This is a genomic window from Desulfobulbus propionicus DSM 2032, from assembly GCF_000186885.1.
GTDB classification, from domain to species: domain Bacteria; phylum Desulfobacterota; class Desulfobulbia; order Desulfobulbales; family Desulfobulbaceae; genus Desulfobulbus; species Desulfobulbus propionicus.
Map to the genome: position 1 here is coordinate 969125 of NC_014972.1, position 23227 is coordinate 992351.

16 protein-coding genes are annotated in these 23227 nt (G+C 59.1%); 13 read left to right on the forward strand and 3 right to left on the reverse strand.

The features are described 5' to 3' along the window. Nucleotides 1-65: 65 nt before the first annotated feature. Both DESPR_RS04365 and DESPR_RS04370 read right to left on the reverse strand, forming a co-directional pair. Nucleotides 66-1523: an SDR family oxidoreductase gene (locus DESPR_RS04365; protein ID WP_015723599.1), complete on the reverse strand. Its 1458-nt coding sequence runs from the start codon at nt 1521-1523 to the stop codon at nt 66-68. 168 nt (nt 1524-1691) lie between these two features. Beyond that, on the reverse strand, nt 1692-3425 hold the full coding sequence (locus tag DESPR_RS04370) for a LysM peptidoglycan-binding domain-containing protein (protein WP_052302056.1): 1734 nt from the start codon (nt 3423-3425) through the stop codon (nt 1692-1694). A gap of 682 nt (nt 3426-4107) precedes the next feature. On the opposite strand from DESPR_RS04370, the gene DESPR_RS04375 reads away from it, so the two are divergent. Together DESPR_RS04375 and DESPR_RS04380 are read left to right on the forward strand one after the other, a co-directional pair. Next, nucleotides 4108-7380, forward strand: coding sequence for a transglycosylase domain-containing protein (locus DESPR_RS04375; protein ID WP_015723601.1), 3273 nt, complete (start codon nt 4108-4110; stop codon nt 7378-7380). A 235-nt stretch (nt 7381-7615) separates the two neighbouring features. Continuing rightward, nucleotides 7616-9325 (forward strand): basic helix-loop-helix domain-containing protein, encoded by a 1710-nt coding sequence (locus DESPR_RS04380; RefSeq protein WP_169701523.1) that lies wholly within the window; start codon nt 7616-7618, stop codon nt 9323-9325. 210 nt (nt 9326-9535) lie between these two features. Here the strand turns inward: DESPR_RS04380 and DESPR_RS04385 are convergent, their stop codons facing one another. Continuing rightward, entirely contained in the window at nt 9536-10546 is a 1011-nt protein-coding gene (locus DESPR_RS04385) for an Rpo12/RPC10 RNA polymerase subunit family protein (RefSeq protein WP_015723603.1), read from the reverse strand. Nucleotides 10547-10833: 287 nt separating this feature from the next. On the opposite strand from DESPR_RS04385, the gene DESPR_RS04390 reads away from it, so the two are divergent. From DESPR_RS04390 to DESPR_RS04440, 11 genes are all read left to right on the forward strand, one after another. Beyond that, nucleotides 10834-11433 (forward strand): alpha/beta fold hydrolase, encoded by a 600-nt coding sequence (locus tag DESPR_RS04390; protein ID WP_015723604.1) that lies wholly within the window; start codon nt 10834-10836, stop codon nt 11431-11433. A 20-nt stretch (nt 11434-11453) separates the two neighbouring features. Continuing rightward, nucleotides 11454-13919 (forward strand): DNA topoisomerase III, encoded by a 2466-nt coding sequence (locus DESPR_RS04395; protein WP_015723605.1) that lies wholly within the window; start codon nt 11454-11456, stop codon nt 13917-13919. Between the two features lie 90 nt (nt 13920-14009). Continuing rightward, nucleotides 14010-14408 carry a ribosome silencing factor gene (gene rsfS / locus DESPR_RS04400; RefSeq protein WP_015723606.1) on the forward strand — a complete coding sequence of 133 codons (399 nt, stop codon included), beginning with the start codon at nt 14010-14012 and terminating at the stop codon, nt 14406-14408. Between the two features lie 18 nt (nt 14409-14426). Further along, a complete protein-coding gene (gene gpmI / locus DESPR_RS04405) occupies nt 14427-15986 on the forward strand; it encodes a 2,3-bisphosphoglycerate-independent phosphoglycerate mutase (protein WP_015723607.1) in 1560 nt (519 codons plus the stop codon). Nucleotides 15987-16103: 117 nt separating this feature from the next. Then, nucleotides 16104-17495 (forward strand): threonine synthase, encoded by a 1392-nt coding sequence (gene thrC, locus DESPR_RS04410; RefSeq protein WP_015723608.1) that lies wholly within the window; start codon nt 16104-16106, stop codon nt 17493-17495. Nucleotides 17496-17516: 21 nt separating this feature from the next. Further along, nucleotides 17517-18356: a purine-nucleoside phosphorylase gene (locus DESPR_RS04415; protein WP_015723609.1), complete on the forward strand. Its 840-nt coding sequence runs from the start codon at nt 17517-17519 to the stop codon at nt 18354-18356. After that, nucleotides 18353-19681: an amidohydrolase family protein gene (locus DESPR_RS04420; protein ID WP_015723610.1), complete on the forward strand. Its 1329-nt coding sequence runs from the start codon at nt 18353-18355 to the stop codon at nt 19679-19681. The genes DESPR_RS04415 and DESPR_RS04420 overlap by 4 nt, the downstream gene beginning before the upstream one ends. A gap of 72 nt (nt 19682-19753) precedes the next feature. Beyond that, nucleotides 19754-19936, forward strand: coding sequence for a twin-arginine translocase TatA/TatE family subunit (gene tatA, locus DESPR_RS04425; protein ID WP_015723611.1), 183 nt, complete (start codon nt 19754-19756; stop codon nt 19934-19936). Between the two features lie 42 nt (nt 19937-19978). Beyond that, nucleotides 19979-20227: a twin-arginine translocase TatA/TatE family subunit gene (tatA, locus tag DESPR_RS04430; protein ID WP_015723612.1), complete on the forward strand. Its 249-nt coding sequence runs from the start codon at nt 19979-19981 to the stop codon at nt 20225-20227. Nucleotides 20228-20468: 241 nt separating this feature from the next. Then, nucleotides 20469-21611, forward strand: a complete 1143-nt coding sequence (locus tag DESPR_RS04435; RefSeq protein ID WP_015723613.1) for a class II glutamine amidotransferase domain-containing protein — start codon at nt 20469-20471, stop codon at nt 21609-21611. Next, nucleotides 21569-23209, forward strand: a complete 1641-nt coding sequence (locus DESPR_RS04440; RefSeq protein ID WP_015723614.1) for a glutamate synthase-related protein — start codon at nt 21569-21571, stop codon at nt 23207-23209. Before DESPR_RS04435 ends, DESPR_RS04440 begins: the two co-directional genes overlap by 43 nt. Nucleotides 23210-23227: the final 18 nt, after the last annotated feature.

Here is a 23227-nt window from a genome sequence, read left to right on the forward strand (position 1 = left end):
GCATTCTCTGGAACAGCGTGAAATCACACCATGTGAAGAAGAGAAACAGGGAAGGAGGGGACGAATCAACGCTGATCCATGCCGTCACGGGCATGCCGGCCTGAGGCCTGGTCAACGATTGTTCGACACAGGTCGGGAAAAATGAAGGCGTGAAACGGTAGTACCGCATACCAATATACTCGTCCCCATAATCCACGGGGAATGAAATGAGCGGTTTGGACCAAGGTATCGCGCTGTAGATCGAATTCCAGCCAGGCCTTGCCGGGAAGTTTCATCTGTGCCACCAGGAGGAGGCGTTTGTTGGGCACAAGATCGGCGACTTTCCAGAAATCGACCGCATCGCCGATACGCAGATCCGAAGCAAGGCGACGACCACGGTTCAGGCCATAGCCACCCATGATTTTATCAATCCACCCCCGCACCTGCCAGAGAAAGGTATAGGAATACCACCCTGTTTCCCCCCCAAGGCTGAGAATTGAAGAAAACACCTGTTCTGCGGGAATCCCGGCGAAGGAAACCGTGCGGACATCGCGAAAAATCGATTCGCCCGGCATCGCTTGTTCGTTGATATCGCAGACGGCTCCCGGGCTGGAATCGCACCAGCGGCTTAGCACCAGATCGTGTTCCAGTTCCTCAAGAGCCCGGCGGACAGCCTGTTGATAGGGCTGGGGATGAATATGAGGAAAATATTGCCGCGCATGGTCATTTTGTACCAGAGTTTCCGATTTCAGTCCCTCTACCAATGCTGCCCCCACCTTGTAGGGGACCGGAGTGACCAGCGTCAGCCAATAGGAACTCAGGCGCGGACTTAAAAAAGGAACGGGAACGATCCACCGCCGCAATCCCATGACCGTAGCGGTTTGGGTGAGCATGTCCATGAAGCTCATGGGCGGTGCGCCGATATCGACGATCAGGTTCTCGGGTGGATCAAGGTCGACGGCTGCCGTCAGGTAGGCAATGACGTCATCAATGCCAATGGGCTGGGTCAGGGTGCGTACCCAGCGAGGGGTGATCATGAACGGTAGTTTTTCGACAAGATGGCGGATTATTTCGAAACTGGTGCTGCCCGAGCCAATGATTACCCCGGCGCGAAACCAGATGGTGCGGAGACGGTCGGGGAATGCGGAGAGAATTTCGCCTGTTTCAATGCGACTGGCCAAATGAGCCGAGGCCGATTGTCGAAGACCAAGTCCTCCCAGATAAATGATTTTTCGTACACCCATTTCCATGCAGGCGTTGCGAAAATTTTCAGCACTTTCCCGATCGAGCCGGCTGAAATCTTCCCCGGTGCCCATGGAATGGATGAGATAAATGGCGGTCTCGACTCCGGCCAATGCCTGGCGCAACGCTCCCATGTCAAAGGTGTCTCCTTCGATGACCACGGATTGCGCGCGGGTTTTTGCCGTGAGTTTCTTGGCATTGCGAACCAGGAGGCGGAGGGACAGGGTAGCCTGTTCCCGGAGCGCCTTTTCCAGACGGCGGCCAATATACCCAGTGGCTCCTGTGAGCAAGACGGTGGACATGACGCGCTACAATTTTTTTGGTTGTTGGGGGGAAACGAAAAGTGGCTACAAGGTTCAGCAGGAGGAGACGACCCGCAGTACCCTTCTTTCGTCACTGCCGCGAACAGGCAACGGCAATCTTTGTGCATGAGGAAAAAAGAAACGGCGGGCTGGCGGCCCGCCGGAGTATCAGCCTTTTTTAACGAGCAGTTTATTGCCCGTTTGCACCGTGTTGGTGCTGAGTTTGTTCCAGGCTCGAATGTCCTGGGTGGAGGTTTGAAATTTTTTGGCGATCGCCGTCAGGGTGTCGCCATTTTTAACAACATACCATGTGTGTGGTTTTGTGCTTTTGGCGATCGCAACCGAAACCTTGGCTGCAGGCTCCGCTTTTGCGGTTTTGGCGATACTTGTTTTGGTCGCCGTCGGTTTGATCACTTCTGGCTTGTTGCCAGATGGCGCCTTGGCTACATTTTGCACGCTTTGTTTTTTGGTGGACGGATCCAGGGTCGGGATCGCGGCTGTCTTCGCCGCAGCAATCTTGACCGCCTTCGCGGCCACGGTCACCGGTTCTGGCTGCGGCCGCTCCGGATACAGGGAGAGTTTCTGGCCGCTTTTGATCGTGCTGGAGTTGGCGATTTTATTCCAGCGCAGGATGTCCTTGGTCGAAACCTGATATTGCTTGGCGATGGATGCCACGGTTTCACCCTGTTTGACCCGGTGGGAGACGGCCTGTTGCTTGGCAGGCTCGACTTTCACCATCTTCCCTGGTTTGTCGACTTTGGCGACGCGATCCTCGGCCTGGTCCTCGCTGTTGAGCAGCACATACTTTGTCGAGGTGGACGGTATCTGGAGACGTAATCCTCTTTTCAGCTGGGCGGTGCGCAGATTGTTCGCCTTGAGCAGGCTGGTCTTGCTGATCTTGTAAAGGTTGCAGATCTCGGTCAGCGTTTCACCCTTTTTGACGGTGTGGGTCGTGTAGACAGTTCTGGTCACCGGTCGCAATTTATCCAGATTGGCGGCAATCAATTCTTTGCATCCCACGGGGATGCGCAGGGTGTATTCATTTTTGGGCGGTGTCTGGTTCTTTCGCAGCTCGTTGTTGAGCGAGCGCAGTTGCTTGATCGAGGTATTGGCTGTGAGCGCCACGGCTTCCAGGGCAACGCCTCCAGGCACGGTGATGGTTTCGTATTCGTGAGGGGTTTTATAGGCAATATCGGTGAATCCGTATTTTTCCGGATTGCGGGCGATGATGATGGCCGCGATCAATTTGGGCACATACCGTTTGGTTTCCATGAAAATACCTTCGGATGCGGCCACCTCCCAGAAATCCGAAGCATTGTACGTTTTCATGGCGGTGTCGATCTTGCCCTCGCCGGCATTATAGGCCGCAACGGCGAGGTACCAATCCCCGAATTGCGAGTAAAGGCGGGACAGGTAACGGATGGCTGCCTTGGTCGCCTTTTCCGGTTCGCGTCGCTCGTCGACCCAGGAATCAACCCGAAGTTTGTATGTTTGTGCCGTTCCTTCCATGAACTGCCACAGGCCGCAGGCTTCGGCCGGCGAATAGGCGGACGGGTTGAACCCTGATTCGATCATGGCCAGATACACCAGATCCAAAGGAAGCCCGGCTCTTTTCAATTCCCGCTCGATATACGGACGATATATGGTGGAGCGGGCGAGCCACTGGGTGAAATAATTGCGTTGTTTTCCCTGAAACAGTTCAAGGTAGTAGAGAACCTGCTTGTTGACGGTAATGGGAAAATCGTATTTGGAAGGATCAATCCCCAGCTTCTCCAGGGAATAGGTGGTCTTCACCCCATATTCCCACGCACCCGGCTTGTTGAGCGCTTCCAGTTCTTCCTGGGCGGTTTCTTCGGGTTCAGCCGATGCAATTTCCTCATCTTGGATGTCGGCATCCGTCACAGGGGTGGGTGAACGGTGCAGGGCCGAACGTTTTGGGTGTGAGGAGCAGGCGGAAAGTGAAATGCAAAGAAGGGCGATGCAACAGGAGTTAAGCAGAACGGGCAATATTTTCATATGTAGTAGTGGGGTTTATGCAACCTTGTATTGCATTGAAATGATATTGTTTTTCTGCAAACAGCATTATTTGTGAACACAGCAGGCAAGATGTAGTGGTTCTTTTACCATTAAAATAAAATGAAAGACAAGAAAAACTCATTGAGAAGGCAATTTTTTTCATCCAATCAGTCAAGTATTCTTCGTATTTTTTTGAAAAACTGCCTTTTTCCCGTTTTCCACACCCAGGTGTACTCTCCTGCTCGGGAGACGAAGTGCGGGGAGAAACAGCCCTTGGCGCGATAGATTGGCTGGACTGCCCGAGCGATGGTCTGGTTGTGTTTCGGGGGTCTGCCGGATTGGAAACAGGGGGCTGAGCGCGAAGGACAGGGGGGATTCGAAGAAAAACTCCGAGCTTGATTCCTCCTAGGCTCCGCAGGTTTCCCTTTCTGTTGCCAGCAAGGTCTGGTATCCTTGCCGATTTGTCAACAATGTCGAGGGTAATTTATCTAATTCGTGCTCCCGCCCGAAATTTTTCTGCAAACTCTTGTAATGGCGGTTGGTCGCGTGTCCATCGGTATCAAGAACCATGATCAGATTTTTTAAATACTGTTTTGTCTTCTTTTTCTTTTGCTCCCTGCTGATGGTGGCGGCCGGAACCGCAGGCCTCTATTACCTTGTCGTCATGGTTCCCACGCCCGAGATCGAGGAAGCGCATATCAACGAGATCCTGGGTCGGGAAAGTCCCGTGTTCTACCGTGACGGTCAGACAAAACTCGGGGTCCTGTTTGAAGGGATTCATCGCCAGTATTTGCCGTACAAGGACATTCCCCAAGATTTTGTCAACGCCCTGATCGCGGCCGAGGATAATCAATATTTTCATCATTTCGGCATTGACCCGCCAGGAATCATCCGGGCAATGATCGCCAACCTGCAGGCGGGCCGCATCGTCCAGGGCGGGAGCACCATTACCCAGCAAACCGCGAAAAACCTGTTTAAGCGGGAATCGCGGAGCATGGAGGCCAAGATCAAGGAACTGCTGTTCGCCCTGCGTCTGGAGCATCGGTACAGCAAGGAGAAAATCCTCGAATTTTATTGCAATCAGTTTTTTGTCAGCGGCAACGGACATGGTCTCGGGGTCGCGGCCCGCTATTTTTTTGACAAGGAACCCAAGGAGCTGACCCTGCTGGAATGCGCCTTCATCGCCGGCAGTGTCAAGCGGCCCAATTATTACAATCCCTTTCTGAGGAAAAATCAGGCGAATGCCGAGGAGGTCCGGCAGCGAGGAGAGGAGCGGGTCAATTACGTGCTCGAACAGATGCGCAAGGTCGGGATGCTGGGCGAGCGCGACTACAAACAGCTCAATGTCTCTAATCTGGTCTTTCGTCAAGGGAAGATGTCCTTTGCCCAGAACACGGCCATGGACCTGGTCAAGGAGGGCCTGGAAACCGCTTTCATCGCCGACACCCTGGAGGAAAACGGCATATCCAACATTTCCACCTCGGGCGCCCGGATCATCACCTCGCTGGACCAGTCCATTCAAGCAAAGACTGTGCAGGCCTTGCGGCGGCAACTCTCGCAACTCGATGTGCGCCTGCGCGGCTATTCACGCGCTCAGGTACAGAGCGAATACCAGTCGCTTGACTATTCAGGGGATGAAGACTTTGTGCCCGGCAATTGCGTTTTCGGCACCGTGGAGGAGATCACGGACACCCGGGAACGCGGACCGGTTGTGCGGGTGGTGTTTGACGAAGGGCGGGCTGTGGGGACAATCGACAGCTCCGGTCTGGTGCGGCTGGCCGATGCCCATGCCAAATTCGCGCGCAACGCCGCTGCTTCTGGACCGGCCGACCGCAAGGCCGTGCTGCGGCAGGTACAGGCGGGCGACAAGGTCTATACCTGTATCCGCGAGGTTGACGACGGGGGCATGCTGCTGCTTGACTTGGAAAAATACCCCAAGGTCGAAGGCGCGGCCTTTGTCCTTCAGGAAGGGGCTATCCGGGCGATGAGCGGCGGCATGTCCAATCTCAACTATAATCGGGCGACCACGGCCAAACGGTTGATGGGGTCAACGTTCAAGACCTTTGTCCTCGCCGCGGCCCTGCAGTTGGGGTGGAGTCCGATCGACATGATCAGCAATACCCCCCAGACCTTTATGTTCATGAACCGTCCGTATGCGCCCCAGCCTGATCATGACAGTCCCTTCGGCTCGGTTTCTCTCAGTTGGGCGGGCGTGACCTCGGAGAACGTGGCCGCCGTCTGGTTGCTCTACCATCTCACCGATCACCTGACCCCGGCGATGGTCCGGGAATTGGCGACTCAGGTGGACATGGCGCCGCGCGTTGTGGATGGAACAACCGAGGACTACCAGCAGTACAAGGCGCGCATGCGCGATAAGTACGGTATCGTTGTGTCCCGGGAATATTTGGGGCGGGCCGTGTTCAGCAGTGCCGTGCGCGCCCTTAAGCCGGATTTCGTGTTCGAGAACCGGACCGGCGAGTACGGCCGTCTGGAGCGGATGCGTTACGACGAATTTCTCGGGCTGAGGGCGCTGCTGCCCCGGCTGGCCGAGTTCCGACGTTCGCCGCTGCAGAGCCCCCCCACGGTGGACCCGGACAGCGCTTTTGACAACCCGGGGGAGAGCGTTCCGCCAACGGCTGGACGTCTGGTGAAGGATACGCTTGGCCGTTTCATCTTTACCCGGCGCTCGGAGTTGCCGCCCAACTGGATGGAACTGAGCGCGCGCGAGATCGCCGATCACCTGTTCTCCCTCGACCCGACCCGGTATGAATCCTTCTGGCAGGAGGAGGTACAGCTGGAGGGGGTGCTTTCGGCCGCCGATGTGCAGCAGCTGGACGAACAGATCCGCATCGAGCGCGACAAGGTGGACAGCGACAAGCTGTATTCCATGGAAGTGCTCAGTGAAGTCCGTGATTTCAGGGTGATGCTCGGTTTGCAGTACATGGTTCGGCTGGCCAAGGAATGTGGCATCAACAGTAATTTTGAACCGGTTCTGTCGCTGCCGCTTGGCTCCAACGTCGTTTCCCTGTCGGAAATGACCCGTCTCTACGAGACACTGCTCACCGGCTACCGGCATGACGCCGCCGATGCGTCAACCCTGGCCCTCGCCGAGCTTGACGGACGTGTTGACCCGGATGGCGCGGCCATTATTGAACGGATCGAGACCCCGGAGGGAAGGGTGGTCTATTCTCGCCAGGTGCATAAAACGCGGGTGATCGATGCCAAGAGTTCGGCGGCCATCGGCAATATCCTCCAGAACGTCATTCCCTACGGTACCGGCAAATATGCCAAGGAACACGTCCGTCTGCGCAGTACCGATCCGGAACGGCAGAAGATCGTTGACGGCATCAAACAGACCTATCCGCTCCTGGGTAAGACAGGGACGGCCAACGATTATCGGAATGCCGCCTTTCTTGGTTTTGTTCCGGTGCTGTTGCCCGATCAATCCGGGGTGGGGTTCGAGGGGGGCTACACGGTTGGTGTCTATACAGGCTATGATGACAATATGCCCATGGTCAGGGGCAGGTTTCGGGTTAGCGGCTCCCAGGGCGCCTTGCCGGCTTGGAGCGACATAGCCCAGGGTCTTTTGGATGTGGAACGGATTGCCGATCGAATTGACCCGGTCGATCTGACCTTCGATGGCCTGAGCCTGCGCTATCCCGATGTGGGGCAAATTTTTGTGCCGGTTGCCCCCAATCAAGGCGGGGCAGCCGCCAGTTCGTCGGGCGCCCGCCAAGTCGTACCGCCGGCAGGTCCGGCCAGTCTCTGTTTCGGTGCCCGAACCGAGGGCGGACGGTTCGAGCCGCTCCGCCAGTTTCTGCCGTTCTGGAAAAATCGCTGAGCTCCTGCCGTGGTGTTGATGGGAGCCGGCGGAGCGGCACAGTCGCGGCGCTTTTTGCACGCACTCCAAGAAAGCAATTGTCCCCCACCGTGTAATTTGCTATTTTAAAATTTGTGTCTTTTGCTGTTTTTCCCCGCAGGATGAGAAGATGGCGAGGGATACAGATCTCAAGCGAACGTGTGCCGTTTTTTCAGGCCTCCCTTCCGTTGAACTGAATGTCTACCCGACCAACGCCATGATGATACTCACTCCCCGTTGTACCGCCAAATCCCTGGTGGTTACTGCTTGTTGTTGCGGCCTGTTGCTTTCCGGATGCGCCACTGACAGCCGGATGATCGATCCCTCCGCAGCCCGCGCGCAGCGGGAAGCCGCTATGCGCCAGGAAGGGGGAGGGCAACCCGCCACCGAAGTGGTCAATCGGGATGTGTTGCTGCCGGCGATGACCTCCATCAACACCCGGATCCGTGCCTATGAGGAGAAATTGCAGGATTGGCGGGAGGTACAGAAGAATTCCGAGATTCTGGCGCTGCCGCTTGAAAAACGCAACCGGATCAACGAGTGTGAATCTCAACTGCAGGATATTCTCCTGGAGTACACCTCGTTGCAGAAACAGTTGCAGCAGGAAACCAGAGTCGATGCCGCCCAGCTGTTGGCCGGTAACTCGTTGTTGCAACTCAACCAGCAGGATATCGATTATTTGGAAAGCGGCTGCGGCGCATTCCTGGTTGAGCTTAAGGAAACACCGCAACCAGCGGTTTCGGCGGCCGCCGATCCCCAGATTAAGGCCGCTTTCGACCAGGGCGACTATGACCAGGTCATCAACTTGTATGCCAAGCTGCCGTTGGCGCCCAATCAGAGCCCGGCCGCTGAGACCACCTATCAATACGGCTTGGCCCTGCTGAAAAATCATCAGGAATCCGAGGCGCGCCGGATTCTGGGCGACCTGTTGCCCAAGGTACGCGAGCAGCAGGGGGACAGCGAACTCTTGTTGCCGATGATGCAGCTCGTCGCGGACATTGATTTCGCCGGAGAGGCCTATGACGAGGCGCGGCGGCAATACGAGCAGGTCGTTCAGTTGTCGATCGAGAAGGGAGCCCACAAGGAAGAATGGCCCGGCCTGCAACTCGCCGCCCTGCAACCTGGTGGCGTGACGCCGGAAGAGATGAAGGAATATGGCGCGCTGCTGAAAAATTACCTGGCCTTCAACCCTAAACGTGACGGTAATGCCGTGGCCGAGCAGGCGGATCGGTTTCTGCAAGCGTATCCGGCGTCACGGTTTGTTCCCAACGTCAATACCATGCGCAATGACAGCCGCGCGCAAGCGGAAGCCTGGGTCAACCAGGGGAGCAAGCGGGTGGAGGAGATGGCCGGCGAACGGAAGGCGACGGAGGTGCAAGCCACAGGCGGGCCGGTAGCCGCCGTGACCGCTCCGGCAGCTTCATCGACTGCGGTGGAAAATGTCCAGGTTGGGAACGCTCCACCGACACCGGTTGTCGATGAAAAGGCCTTGCAGGAAGACTATGACCGGGGTGCGGCCCATCTGCAGGCGCGGGAATACGACAAGGCGATCGAGCGGTTGAACCGGCTGCGGCAGACCGCCTATGAGGCCAAGGCCAATCCCCTGATTGCAGAAGCTTCCAAACTCGGTGCCCAGGATGCGCGGCAAAAAGCGGCCGAACTTTTTGTCCGCGCCACCAACAGCCGTGACACCGAGGAGAAGCGCAAACTTCTGCTCGGCTCCCGCGATTTGCTTCAGGGCGCCTTGACCAAATACCCCCAATCGGGCCTGGCCGACAAAATCCAGCGCAACCTCGCCCGGATCGAAGCCGAACTTCGTGCCGTGGACGCCACCACCGCTGCGCCGAAACCGGTCACCAGCGGCGGTGCCTATGTACCGCCGAAGGCCGGAACCGGCGCGGCAGGTGCGCCGGCGACCTCCTTGTAGCGGAATCGCCGGACAGTCAACTGATGCGGGGAGCGCTTCTGTTCAGGGAACGTCGTCACCTTTGATCGTGAAAGGAGGGCGGCTGGAGTTGGGAGCAATGGAGGGGTGATTCTTTCCGGTACTGACAGGAGTCGGATATCCTCGGGGCAATGCTTCATTGCCAAACGTGTGGGACAACGGCGTTCTCCTCTCGTTCGAACCGGTTGGTGGTCAGCCGAGCAACTGCTCGACATGGGGAATCAAATTCTTTTCGTTGACAAGCGTTACCTCGTACATGCTGGTCAAACCCTGGGCCTGTTCATCGCTTAATCCAGCGACGCAGAGTATGAAATGGGACCGGTCTATCGCAAGTCGCTTGCGCAATCGTGAATATTTGTCCAAATCTTGACGAAATTCTCCTGATTTGCATTCTATGCACAGAGGAATGTTGTTGTTGATCAGGAAAAAGACATCCAGTTCGTGAAAGTCTTCATTGGGGAGGGTGACCGTTAGGCTGCGCGCACCAGAAAATGGTGTGTGCTTTTCTTGTAACAGGTTGAAGACCTTGATGAAAACAAACCATTCAAGCCAAGTGCCATTGAAAAATTGAACGATCGCCGGCGCGGTTTGCAGGGTAAGTTTTACGATTTTCTCGTGTTTTTGATAAAAACACTTGGCGACAAAGGAAAATCGATAGAGCTGGTTGCAAAAATTCACGATCTCCTGAATATGCTTCTGGCTTTTCTTGGCCAGTTGAAAATGTACATTGGTATAGCCTTTATTCTGAATTCGTTTTATCTTTTCGCTCACTTCTCGAAGGACTTCATAGTTATTCCCTAGTTCGACCGCCATCTCGTCAAAGAACCCTGTCGTGTCGAGTTCCTTTGGATTGACCTTCACGGTGACTTTTTTTGCTCCAAACCACTCGATGATCGGCTGGTATTGTTGATCATTGGCCAACTCGGTCGTGTTATGGATGTCAATATCCTTCAGGGAAAAGAGTTCTCCGCTTGGCTGGTCAATGACTTGTATTTCCAGCGGATCGGAAGCGTTTGTTGTCTGTTGCAGTTTGATCAGCTCTTTTTGTAGCGCAAAATATTTTTCCAGAATTTTCTCAACAAAGGCCACCGTGTCGTGGATGGGCGCGATGTGTTGGCATTGAGGACATTTGGCCGATTTTCCAATATGTTCGCTGGCCACCTCGCGAAGGTGACCGCATTTGTTGCAGCGAAAGAGAGCCATCAAAGAAACCTGTGTAATGGAAAGGGTGAGAGCGGGAGAGTGTATTGTCGTTAATTTTTTATTAAAATTAAAATGTTGGGATGGTCAAGCAAAACTTCCCGCGCTTGCTTGGGGCCGCTTGCATCCACAAGTCGGCAGGCAGGTGCATCCGGTACTCGGCGTATCCTGTTGGTGTCAAGGTGTGCCCCTTCCCGTTGACAAAGCGGCGCCGGTCGCTTACTTCTGTGGCTGCTTTTAGCCTCGGCAAGGTATTTTCAAGGGAAACAGGCAAAAAGGAGGAGGCTCCCATGACTGTCATCAGTGAACAAACCATCGATCTGGGATCGTGTGCGGTGCATGCGCTTGCGTGTGGACCAACCAGTTCCGCCACTGTCGTTCTGCTGCACGGCATGAAGTTTCAGGCCGAGACCTGGCGGCAATTGGGTACCCTGGAATTCCTGGCGGGCATGGGGCAGCATGTATTGGCGGTGGATATGCCCGGATTTGGCCGGAGTCCGGCCAGCGAGGCCGCGCCGGTTGCGGTGCTCGCACGGTTGTTCGAGCATTTGGCCATCGAGCGGGTGACCCTGATCGGCCCTTCCATGGGTGGGCGCATTGCCCTGGAATTTTCCCTGAACTATCCGCAGCGAATCGCTGGTCTGGTTTTGGTTGGTGCCGTGGGCGTGGAGGACAACCGGTCCGGTTTGGGCGTCATTACCGCGCCGACCCTGATCGTCTGGGGCGGCGAGGACCAGGTTTCTCCGCTGGGCAACAGCGACATCCTGTTGGCGGGAATCAAGGGCGCCACCCGGGAGATTTATCCGGGAGCACCGCATCCCTGTTACCTGGAACAGCCGGATCGTTGGCACGCCAGTCTGCGCACCTTTTTTACATCTCTCGCCAAGTGAGGCAACAAGCGGCCCTCCCCATGGGAAAAACACTGATCATTGCCGAAAAGCCTAGCGTTGCCGCCGATATCGTCAAGGCCTTGCCAGGAAAATTCACTAACGCCAAGACCCACTATGAAAGTGACGAGTACATCGTCTCCTACGCCATCGGCCATCTGGTGTCCATCGCCTACCCCGAGGAGATCAACCCCGAACTGAACAAGTGGACCCTGGACAACTTGCCCATCCTGCCCGAGGAGTTTCCCCTGGCGGTGCTACCGGACACCAAGGCCCAATTCAATGCGCTGACCAAACTGATCCGCCGCCGCGACGTGGAGGTGATCGTCAACGGCTGCGACGCCGGCCGCGAGGGCGAATTGATCTTCAAGTACATTCTCAAGCAGGCCACCAATCGCTCGGTGGAGCACAAACGGGTCCAACGGTTGTGGCTGCAATCCATGACCCTGGATGCCATCCGCGACGGTTTGGGCAAGCTCAAGGACGACCAGGAGATGCGGCCTCTGGAGGATACGGCCCTGTGCCGCTCCGAGGCCGATTGGTTGATCGGCATCAACGCCACCCGGGCCCTGACCTGCTACAACTCTCGCTTCGGCGGTTTCCGCAAGACACCCTGTGGCCGGGTGCAGACCCCGACCCTGTCGCTGTTGGTCAAGCGCGAGACTGAACGACGCGAGTTTGTGCCCACCACCTACTGGGAATTGCATGGCTGTTTCGTTTGCGGGCCGGTCGCCTACCAGGGGGTATGGATCGATCCTGCCTTTGCCAAAGACGAGGAGCAGGCCCACGGCCGTCGCAACCGCATCTGGGAGGAAGAACGGGCCAAAGAGATTGCCGACCGCTGCACCGGCAAGCCGGCCATGGTCGAGGAGAGCAGCAAGAAGTCGACCAAGGGCGCGCCGCCGCTGTACGACCTGACCCTGTTGCAGCGCGAGGCCAACAGCCGTTTCGGCTTTTCCGCCAAGAATACCCTGGCTCTGGCCCAGGCCCTCTACGAGCGGCACAAACTGATCACGTATCCCCGTACCGACAGCCGCTGCCTGCCCGAGGACTACCTGCCCACGGTGGTGAAGGTGGTTGGTCAGCAGCAGCAGTGGCAATATGGCCGTTTTGCGAGCGAGGCCCTGGAGAAGAAGTATCTCAAGAAAGACAAACGGATTTTTGACAACAAGAAGATTTCCGACCACTTCGCCATCATTCCCACCGCCGGCCTGCCCAAGACCCTGAGCGAGCCCGAGCTGAAGATCTACCAGATGATCGTCCAGCGGTTTTTGGCCGTTTTCTTTCCCGCCGCAGTGTATCATAATACCCGGCGGCTTTCGCTGGTGGAGGGCGAAACCTTTCTCACCGAGGGCAAGATCCTGGTGGAACCGGGCTGGCGGGCTATTTACGGCGCGAGCAGCGAGGAGGACGGCGATAAGGAATTGCAGGCACTGCCGCCGGATACCCTGGTGCAGTGCGAGGACATCGACCGGCAGGAACATCAAACCAAGCCGCCGCCCCGATTCACCGAGGCGACCCTGCTCTCGGCCATGGAGCATTCGGGCAAGCTGGTCGAAGACGAGGAACTGGCCGAGGCCATGAAGGAGCGCGGCTTGGGCACGCCGGCCACGCGGGCGGCGATCATCGAGAAACTGATCAACGAAAAGTATATCGTCCGCGAGCAGCGCGAGCTGGTGCCCACGGGCAAGGCCTTCGAGCTGCTGAGTTTGCTTGAAGCCCGGAAGATCGACGTACTGGCCTCGCCGGAGCTGACCGGCGAATGGGAGTACAAGCTCAACCAGATCCTGAAAGGGGCCATGACCCGGACGCAGTTCATGAAAGAGATCCGGGAGATGACCGGGGCCATCGTCGACAAGGTCAAGCAGGGCGGAGGCACGGAGCGTCACGAGGCGCCTTTCTCGCCGGTGGACGGGGCCCGCTTTTACGAGACCGCCTCGGCCTATGAATCCGAAGACAAGAAGCTGATCATCCGCAAGGTGCTGGGCGGCCGAGTGATGGACCCCGCGGAGATCGTCGAACTGATCCGGGGCAAAACCTTGGGGCCGTTCAACGATTTCCGCTCGAAAAAAGGCAAGCCCTTCACGGCCTCGGTGCACATCGCCAACTCCAAGGTCGAATTTCTCTTTGCCGATTCCACCGACGAACTGAATCTGGACGAGATCCGCGGCCAGGAGCCGCTTGGTCTCTCACCCGTCGATCAGACCAAAGTGTTCGAAACGCCGGCCGGTTTTCTTTCCGAATCGGCGCTTGAGGGGGATCAGAAGAAGGGCTTGCGCATCTCCAAAATCATTTTGGGGAAAAAATTGGAACGGGAACACATCAGCCAGCTACTCGCCGATGGCCGCACCGAGCTGATTGGCGGTTTCATCTCCAAAAGGAAAAAGCCCTTTGACGCTTTCCTCCTGCTGGACGCCAAGGGCAAGCTGAGTTTTGCATTTCCCCCTCGGGGGAAGAAGGGCAAGGACAAGGAAGCCGATAACGGCTGATCCCCTGCGCCCGAAAGAAGAACGCATTTCGAATGGCGGCCGGAAGGTGCGAAAACCAACAATCACAGACCGTCATCACAACGTGAACCGATGAAAAAATTAAAAAAAGAGTATGCGGAAAAAGAGGGCAGGGAACTGGCGGCGGTGTGCGCCCGCGTGGCCCTCGACACCAAGGCGGAGGAGGTGGTGGTGCTGGATGTGCGCGGCCTGGCTTCCTTCACCGACTATTTCGTGATCATGAGCGGCCGCTCCACCCGTCACGTGCAGGGGCTGGCCGAGGCCATCGAGGGCGAGCTGAGCACCAAGCGGATCAGCAGCAAGCACAGCGAGGGGTTGCGCGAGGGGATGTGGGTGTTGCTCGATTTCGGCGATGTGGTGGTGCACATCTTCTATCATGAGAACCGTGCTTTTTATGATCTGGAGGGGTTGTGGCACGATGCCCCCAAGATCGATGTCGACAGCCTGCTGGCCGAAAACGCCCAGCCCTGATTGCCAAGGAGGTCCATCATGTCCGCGCCCGTTCCCGTTATCCTGGCCATCCTCGACGGTTGGGGAATTGCCGATCCCGTGCCGACCAACGCGGTTTTTGTCGCCAAGACCCCCAACATGGACCGGCTGAGCGCCGCCTATCCCATGACCACGCTCGTTGCCCACAACGGCATGGTCGGCCTGCCTGAAGGCCAGATGGGCAATTCCGAGGTCGGCCACCTCAACATCGGCGCCGGACGGATCGTCTACCAGGATTTCACCCGCATCAACCTGGCGGTGGAGCGGGGCGAGCTGGCCGCCAATCCGGTATTCAACAGGGTAATGGAGCAGGTCAAGGCGGCGGACAGCCGCCTGCATCTGTGCGGCCTGGTCTCCGACGGCGGTGTGCACAGCCATCTCCGTCACTTGATCGCCCTGATTGAACTGGCGGCAGCCAAGGGGGTCGAGGTGGTGGTGCACTGCTTCATGGACGGCCGCGACACCCCGCCGACGAGCGGCCTGGGTTTCATGGAGGAGCTGGTTGCGGCCATGGCACGGATCGGCTGCGGCCAGGTGGCCACGATCTCCGGCCGTTACTGGGCCATGGATCGGGACAAGCGTTGGGACCGGGTGAAAAAGGCCTGGGATGCCATGGTCGAAGGGGTTGGTCCGACCGCCGCCGATGCGGTCACGGTGATGCGCGAGGCCTATGCCCGGGGCGAGACCGACGAGTTTCTCACCCCGACCGTGCTGGTCGATGGCCAGGGCGTGCCGCTGGCCCGCATTCGCGATAATGATGCGGTGATCTTCTTTAATTTCCGCGCCGACCGGGTGCGCGAACTCTGTCATGCCTTTGGCGACGTCGATTTCAGCGGTTTTGATGCCGGCGTCCGGCCGCGGCTGCTGGCCCTGGCCACCATGACCGAGTACGAGGCCGATTTCCCCTTTCCCGTGGCCTTCCCGCCGGTGACACTCACCCACATCCTCGGCGAGGAGGTCAGTCGCCATGGCCGCCGCCAGCTGCGCATCGCCGAGACCGAGAAGTACGCCCATGTGACCTATTTTTTTAACGGCGGCAACGAGGTCCCCTATCCGGGCGAGGACCGGCTGCTGATCAATTCGCCGCGCGATGTGGCCACCTACGACCAGAAACCGCAGATGAGCGCGGTCGAGGTGACCGACCGGCTGCTCGCGGCCCTGGCCGAGCGGGAAGCGGCCGGTGCGCCCTACGATCTGGTGATCCTCAACTTCGCCAACGGCGACATGGTCGGCCATACCGGGATAATGGCCGCGGCGGTGGCGGCCTGCGAGACCGTGGACCGGTGCGTGGGCCGGATCGAGCAATTTGTCCGCGAGCGGGGTGGGGTGCTGTTGATCACCGCCGATCACGGCAACGCCGAGCAGATGGTCGACCCGCAGAACAGCGGCCCCTACACCGCCCATACCCTCAGTCCGGTGCCGTTCATCGTGGTCTCCGAGGCGTTCCGAAACCGGACCCTGCGCCCCGGCGGCGCGCTCAAGGACATCGCTCCCACCATCCTCACTCTGATGGAGCTGCCGATCCCGAAAGAGATGGAAGGGGAGAGCTTGATCGTCTGAAGGCTCCCGTTGGGGTGGAAGAGAAGGCGTATCGGCAAGCGCGATGGGCAGGATCACCCTTTTCCATCCAACAGACTCCAGATTGATAGATTAACCAGCTGACAAAGGAACACAACCATGCGCTATATCAGTACCCGGGGCGGCATCGAGCCCCTTCAGTTTCAGGATGCGGTGATGATGGGGCTGGCCCGGGACGGTGGCCTGCTTTTACCCCAGACCCTGCCCACGGTCGATACCGAGGTGCTCGACCGCTGGCAGCATCTGCCCTACCAATATCTGGCCCGGGAGATCCTCTCGCTGTTCATTGACGATATCCCCCAGGCCGATCTGGAAGACCTGATCGAGCGGGCCTATGCCTCCTTTGCCCATCCGCAGGTGACCCCGGTGACCAAACGGGGGGATGTCTACATCCTGGAGTTGTTCCACGGTCCGACGCTCGCCTTCAAGGACGTGGCCCTGCAACTGCTCGGCAACCTGTTCGAATATGTGCTGGCCCGCACCGGCGGCTTCATGAACATCCTCGGCGCCACCTCGGGCGACACCGGCAGTGCCGCCATTGCCGGGGTGCGCGGCAAAAACAAGATCAACATCTTCATCCTGCATCCGCACGGCCGCACCAGCCCCATCCAAGCCCTGCAGATGACCACGGTCCTTGACCCCAACGTGTTCAACATCGCGGTGCGCGGCACCTTTGACGATGCCCAGAGTATCGTCAAGGCCATCTTCAATGACCTCGATTTTCGCGACCGCTACCGGCTGGGCGCGGTCAACTCGATCAACTGGGCCCGGGTGCTGGCCCAGGTGGTGTACTATGTCTACGCCTATCTCAAGTTACGCAAACTGGGATCGGGCAGTGTTGATTTTTCGGTGCCCACCGGCAACTTCGGCGACATCTTCGCCGGCTATGTGGCCAAAACGCTGCTTCCCGCCGGTTGCATCCACACTCTGATCCTGGCCACCAACGCCAACGACATCCTGGCCCGTTTCGTCAGCCAAGGCGACTACTCACGGGGACAGGTGCAGGCCACCAGCAGTCCATCGATGGACATCCAGATCGCATCCAACTTCGAGCGCTACCTCTATTACCTGCGCGGCGAGGACGGCGCGGCGGTCAAGGCGGACATGGAAGGATTCGCCGCCACCGGAAAACTGGATCTCTCGGCCTTCACGGCACGGGTGGCCCAGGATTTCCGTTCGCGTGCGGTGTCCGAGGAGGAGACCATCGCCACCATCGGCGCATTCCACCGGGAGCACGGCTACCTGCTCGACCCGCACACCGCCGTCGGGGTCAAGGCCGCGCTCGACCTGCGCGAACCGAGCCGGCCGGTGGTCTGTCTGGCTACCGCCCATCCGGCCAAATTCGGTGAGGCGGTCACTCGGGCCATCGGCAGCGAGCCGCCCCTGCCGCTGGCCCTGGCCGATTTGGCCAACCGCGAAAGCCGCTGCGTCGTGCTCGATGCGGAGGTCGAGACAGTCAAGGAATTCGTGGCCAGGAATGGACTCCAGTGAGGAGATGATCGGAGGGGAGCCATGATCGACATTGACCGCCACCGGCACGAGGTCGAAACCGCGGTCGCCTTTCTCCGCGAGCGGATCAGCGCCCCGCCCGAGGTGCTCATCCAGTTGGGCACCGGTTTGGGTGAGCTGGTCCGGGCGATGGAGGTGGAGTGTACCCTGGCCTACGAGGCCATTCCCCACTTTCCCCGCTCCACCGTGACCAGCCATGCAGGCAACCTGGTCATCGGCCGGCTGGCCGGCAAACGCGCCGCCATCCTCCAGGGACGGTTCCACTGCTACGAGGGTTATTCGGCCCGCGAGGTGGCCTTCCCCATCCGGGTGCTGGCGCTGCTGGGAGCGAAAACGGCGATCATCACCAATGCCAGCGGCGGCCTCAACCCCGCCTTCCAGCCGGGAACGATCATGGTCTTGAACGATCACCTCAACCTGCTGGGCGACAACCCCCTGCGCGGGCCCAACGTGGATGCCTGGGGCGTGCGCTTTCCCGACCTTTCCACCCCCTATGCTCCGGAACTGCGTGACCTGGCCCTGTCGCTGGCCGAACGACTGCATCGTGCCGAAGTGACCAGCGGCACCTATGTGTGCATCCCCGGCCCGAGCCTGGAAACTCCGGCCGAGACCCGTTTTCTGCGCCTGATCGGTGCCGACGCGGTGGGCATGTCCTCGGTGCCGGAGATTCTGGTGGCCCTGCACGCGGGCTTGCGGGTGCTGGGGCTGTCGGTGGTGGCCAACGTCAACGATCCGGACCATTTTCAGCCGATCCTGCTCGACGACATCATCGCCGCCGCCCGCAGGGCCGAACCGCGTCTGCAACAGCTGATCATCCATATCCTGGCGGAGCTGACTCCATGAACGATCCGGCGAACCTGATTATCACCGGCCAGTACCTGTTGACCATGGACCGCGGCCAAACCGTGATCGAGGAGGGCGGGCTGGCCATCGCAGGCGACACCATCCAGGCGGTGGGCAGGGCGGAAGACCTTGTGGCCCGTTTCCCGAACGCCCAAGTCATGGCCGAGCCCCATGGGTTGATCATGCCCGGGCTAGTCAATGTCCATACCCACGCGGCCATGTCCCTGTTCCGCGGCCTGGCCGACGATCTGCCGCTGATGCAGTGGCTGCAGGACTACATCTTTCCCCTTGAGGCCACCCTCACCGGCGACGTGGTTTATCAGGGCACCCTGCTTTCCCTCTGCGAGATGATCCGCTCCGGCACCACCTCGTTCTGCGACATGTACCTCTTTGCCGGCGACGTGGCCCGGGCAGCCGCCGAGGCCGGCATGCGGGCCTGGGTCGGCGAGGTGCTCTACGATTTCCCCTCGCCCAACTACGGGGGGTTGGAAAACGGTTTCGCCTACGTTCGGGAGCTCCTTGGCCGCTACCGGCACCATCCGCTGGTGAGCATCACCGTCGACCCGCACGCGGTCTACACCTGTTCGCCCGAACTGCTCACCCGGCTGGGGGCGCTGGCCAGGGACGAGGGGGCACTGTATGTGATCCATCTGGCGGAAAACGAGGAGGAGGTACGCACCTGCCGCGAGCGGTACGGCCGTTCGCCGGTGGACCATCTCGAATCCCTGGGGCTGCTGCATCCCCAGGTGGTGGCCGATCACTGCGTCATGCTCACCCCGACCGAGATCGCCCTGTTGGCCGAGCGCGGGGTCAAGGTGGCCCACTGCCCGGAATCGAACTTGAAACTGGCCTCGGGCATCGCCCCGGTGGTCGACCTGTTGGCGGCGGGCATTGCCGTGGGCCTGGGCACCGATGGCAGCGCCTCCAATAACGATGTTGATCTGTTCGGCGAGATGAACACCGCCGCCAAGATTCATAAGGTCGATCGCATGGACCCGACCGTGATGAGCGCCGCCACCACCTTGCACGCCGCCACCCTGGGCGGGGCCCGGGTGCTCGGCGCCGAGCACCTGATCGGCAGTCTGGAGCCCGGCAAGAAGGCCGACTGCATCGTGCTCGATCTCGACCAGCCGCATCTGACCCCGATGTACAACCCGATCTCCCATCTGGTCTACGCCGCGCGCGGCGCCGATGTGATCCATTCGGTGATCAATGGCCAAGTGGTGATGCGGGACCGCAGGCTGCTGACCCTTGACGAGGCCGCGATCCTCGCCCGGGCCGCCGAGATCGGGGCCGGTTTCCGCCGGGGCCGCAATGGCGGTTGACAGGGGATTGTTCCCGGTGCTATTATCGGTTTCTTTCGTTCTTTTTACGTCAATTCTTCACGAGGTGTCACCATGTTCGGACTCGGAATGCCTGAACTGATCATTATCCTGGTTATCATCGTCATCATCTTTGGCGCCGGCAAACTGCCGGAAATCGGCAGCGGCATCGGCAAGGGCATCCGTAACTTCAAGGAGGCGACCAAAAAGGATGACGAACCCAAAACACTGGACGACGACAAAAACAAGGAGGCGTGAACCGTCCCCTTTTTCGTCCCTTCCTTCCACCTGGTATGTGCAATGTTTGGACTTGGAACCCCTGAACTGATCATCATTCTCCTGATCGCCTTCCTCATCTTCGGCAGCAAAAAACTGCCGGAAATCGGCGCCGGGCTCGGCAAGGCCATTGGCTCCTTCAAGAAGGGACTCGGCGAAGTCGAGGAGGCCGGCGACAGCCTCAAGAAAAATTTGCCGGTGGTCAAGGAGATCACCGACGTCAAGGAAACCATCGACAAGGCCAAGGGCATCACCAACGTCCTTGGCAAATAACCTCCCCCGCCTCCGTTCCTTTTCCCCCTCGGCATCCCCGAATCGGCACTGCGCCGGCCCACCTCTTCGCCGAGGGGTCCTTTGCTCTTGACAACCATTTTCCTTTTCTGTAAAAACTTTTCCCTGCAACCCTTGTCAATTTTGTGATCCGTTTATTACAAAGTTGTTAACAAGTGTACAAAAATGTAACTTTTGTCACGGTTGCCTCTGTTCGTCCACGATCGATTATCAGGAGCCGTTCATGTGCCGACTAGCCCTTAAAAGCGCAGATACACCCTTTTCGCCCTATGATGTCCTCACCGCCATGGAGGCCATGCAGGAAGGTTACGACGGCAGCGGGCTTGGCCTGCTGCTGCGCGGAGTGGAATTCGAGGATTTCAAACTCAAGCCCCACCATGTGGTCCTTTCCGGCATCGCCCACACCGAGGCGGCCTTCCATCGTCTGACCGACTGGATGGGCGGTCAGGGGTTCCAGGTCAAATACGTCCATGAGTTCGAGCGACGGCCGGGGCTGATCGAAGCCAAGGACCGGTTCAACTACATGGTGCGCGCCTACAAAATGCCGGACGCCTGGGCCGGCTTAACCCCGGAGCAGATCGACGATAAATTGCTGGAGATCCGGTTGGCCATCCGCCGTGACGGCGACGCCCACGGCGGCGACATCACCATCTTTTCCCTGTACCGCGACGTGGTGATGCTCAAGGAGGTTGGCTGGCCGCTGGAGGTTGGTGACGCCCTGGGGCTGTCGGATGGCCGACTCAGGGCGCGGGTGGTCATGGCCCAGGGCCGGCAGAACACCAACTACGGCATCAACCTCTATGCCTGCCACCCGTTTTTCATCCAGGGCATCGCCACCATGACCAATGGCGAGAACACCGCCTTCGTGCCGATCAAGGAGTGGCTCCTGGGCAAGAACATCCCCGGCTACATCGGCTACCATTCCGATTCCGAGACCTTCACCCACATCCTCCATTACATCACCAAGAAGTTGAAGCTGCCGCTGGAACTCTACAAGCACGTCATCACCCCGCTCAAAACCGAGGAGCTGGACGTGCATCCCAACGGCGATTTCCTCAAAGGGTTGCGTACCGCCTGCCGCCGTCTGATCATCGACGGACCCAACGCGGTCATCGCCACCCTCCCGGATGAAACCTGCATGCTGGTGATGGATCAGAAGAAGATGCGACCGGCCACGGTCGGCGGCCGTCCCGGCGCCTGGGCCATTGCCTCCGAGATGTGCGGGGTCGACGCCATGGTTCCGGACCGTGACCCGGCCCTTGATTTTCAGCCCATGCGGCAGCACACCGTCATTATTCCACCCGAGCGAAAGGAACTCACAATATGGTCTCAGTTCGATCAATTTACACTTCCCCAAGCAGCCTGAGTTATCACGACCTCCCCTGGATCATCGAGCACCGGGAGGATCGCTGCACGCTCTGTGGCCGCTGTACCGCGGCCTGCCCGGTGGGCGCCATCTCGCTGTCCCATTTCCGCCAGCGGGTGCCCAAGCTCGATGTGCTGCAGAAGAGGCGGGGCAGCGACTACCGCCACTTCACCGGCATCCGCCAGAGCACGGACATCGCCAAGCGGTGCATCGGCTGCGGCATGTGCGCCTCGGTGTGTCCGAACGAGGCCATCGGCCCGCACGCCAACGACAACGAGCACCGGTCGGTCTTCCTCCTCAACCAGAAGGGCGAGGCCTACAAGCGCGGCGGCCGGCGTAACGTCCCCGGCCGGACCGTGCTCGACCGCATCTCGTTCGGCCGTATTTCCATGCTCACCGATCCGGCGCTCGATGCCGGCCGCCACGAGTTCAACATCAATACCATCCTTGGCCGGGTGCTGCCGCCGGAGGAGTTTCTCCGCCGCAAGCTGGCCGGCGAGTGGATTCCGCCCACCCGCGAGATCTTCCCGTTCGTCATCGGCTCGATGTCGTTCGGTGCCCTGTCGCCCAACATGTGGCTCGGCCTGTTGCAGGGCGTGGCCTACTGCAACGAGGTGCTGGGCATTCCGGTGGTCATGGCCACCGGCGAGGGCGGCTGTCCGCCCTGGGTGCTGAAGAGCCCGTTTTTGAAATACATCATCTTGCAGATTGCCTCCGGCTACTTCGGCTGGGACGAGATCATCCGCGCCATTCCGGAGATGCAGTGCGATCCGGCGGCTATCGAGATCAAGTACGGCCAGGGCGCCAAGCCCGGCGATGGCGGTCTGCTGATGTGGTTCAAAGTCAGCAAGCTAATCGCCCGGCTGCGCGGCGTGCCCGAGGGAGTCGATCTGCCCTCGCCGCCGGTGCATCAGACGCTCTACTCCATCGAGGAGAGCGTCATGAAGATGATCCAGACCATGTCCATGGCCTTCGGCTTCCGGGTGCCGGTCTATCCCAAGATCTCCGGTTCAACCTCGGCCAAGTCGGTGCTCAACAACCTGGTGCGCAACCCCTATGCCGGCGGTCTGTTGATCGACGGCATCGACGGCGGCACCGGCGCGGCCTACAACGTCAGCATGGACGCCACCGGCCACCCGATCGCCTCCAACCTGCGCGAATGCTATCTCGATCTGGTCCGCCAGGGGCGGCAAAACGAGATTCCGTTGTTCGCCGCCGGCGGCATCGGCAAGAACGGCAACGTCGCCCAGAACGGCATGGCCCTGATCATGCTCGGCGCCTCCGGCGTGCACATCGGCAAATACATCATGCAGGCGACCGCCGGCTGCCTGGGCAACGAGAAGGGCCGGTGCAACGTGTGCAACGTCGGCCTCTGTCCCAAGGGCATCACCAGCCAGAATCCCAAGCTCTATCGCCGCCTCGATCCCGACGATGTCGCCCAGCGGGTGGTCGACGTGTTCATGGCCATCCGCACCGAGATCAAGAAGATCATGGCGCCGCTCGGCCGCTCCCAGAGTCTGCCCATCGGCATGTCCGATGCACTGGGCATTGACGACAAGGCCATCGCCGAACGGCTGCAGATCAACTACATCTGCTGAGACAGGACTTCAGTACAG

Coding starts and splice junctions, on each gene's coding strand:
- DESPR_RS04365 (WP_015723599.1), bottom strand. CDS start 1,523: ATGTCCACCGTCTTGCTCACAGGAGCCACTGGGTATATTGGCCGCCGT.
- DESPR_RS04375 (WP_015723601.1), top strand. CDS start 4,108: ATGATCAGATTTTTTAAATACTGTTTTGTCTTCTTTTTCTTTTGCTCC.
- DESPR_RS04380 (WP_169701523.1), top strand. CDS start 7,616: ATGATGATACTCACTCCCCGTTGTACCGCCAAATCCCTGGTGGTTACT.
- DESPR_RS04385 (WP_015723603.1), bottom strand. CDS start 10,546: ATGGCTCTCTTTCGCTGCAACAAATGCGGTCACCTTCGCGAGGTGGCC.
- DESPR_RS04390 (WP_015723604.1), top strand. CDS start 10,834: ATGACTGTCATCAGTGAACAAACCATCGATCTGGGATCGTGTGCGGTG.
- DESPR_RS04395 (WP_015723605.1), top strand. CDS start 11,454: ATGGGAAAAACACTGATCATTGCCGAAAAGCCTAGCGTTGCCGCCGAT.
- rsfS (WP_015723606.1), top strand. CDS start 14,010: ATGAAAAAATTAAAAAAAGAGTATGCGGAAAAAGAGGGCAGGGAACTG.
- gpmI (WP_015723607.1), top strand. CDS start 14,427: ATGTCCGCGCCCGTTCCCGTTATCCTGGCCATCCTCGACGGTTGGGGA.
- thrC (WP_015723608.1), top strand. CDS start 16,104: ATGCGCTATATCAGTACCCGGGGCGGCATCGAGCCCCTTCAGTTTCAG.
- DESPR_RS04415 (WP_015723609.1), top strand. CDS start 17,517: ATGATCGACATTGACCGCCACCGGCACGAGGTCGAAACCGCGGTCGCC.
- DESPR_RS04420 (WP_015723610.1), top strand. CDS start 18,353: ATGAACGATCCGGCGAACCTGATTATCACCGGCCAGTACCTGTTGACC.
- tatA (WP_015723611.1), top strand. CDS start 19,754: ATGTTCGGACTCGGAATGCCTGAACTGATCATTATCCTGGTTATCATC.
- tatA (WP_015723612.1), top strand. CDS start 19,979: ATGTTTGGACTTGGAACCCCTGAACTGATCATCATTCTCCTGATCGCC.
- DESPR_RS04435 (WP_015723613.1), top strand. CDS start 20,469: ATGTGCCGACTAGCCCTTAAAAGCGCAGATACACCCTTTTCGCCCTAT.
- DESPR_RS04440 (WP_015723614.1), top strand. CDS start 21,569: ATGGTCTCAGTTCGATCAATTTACACTTCCCCAAGCAGCCTGAGTTAT.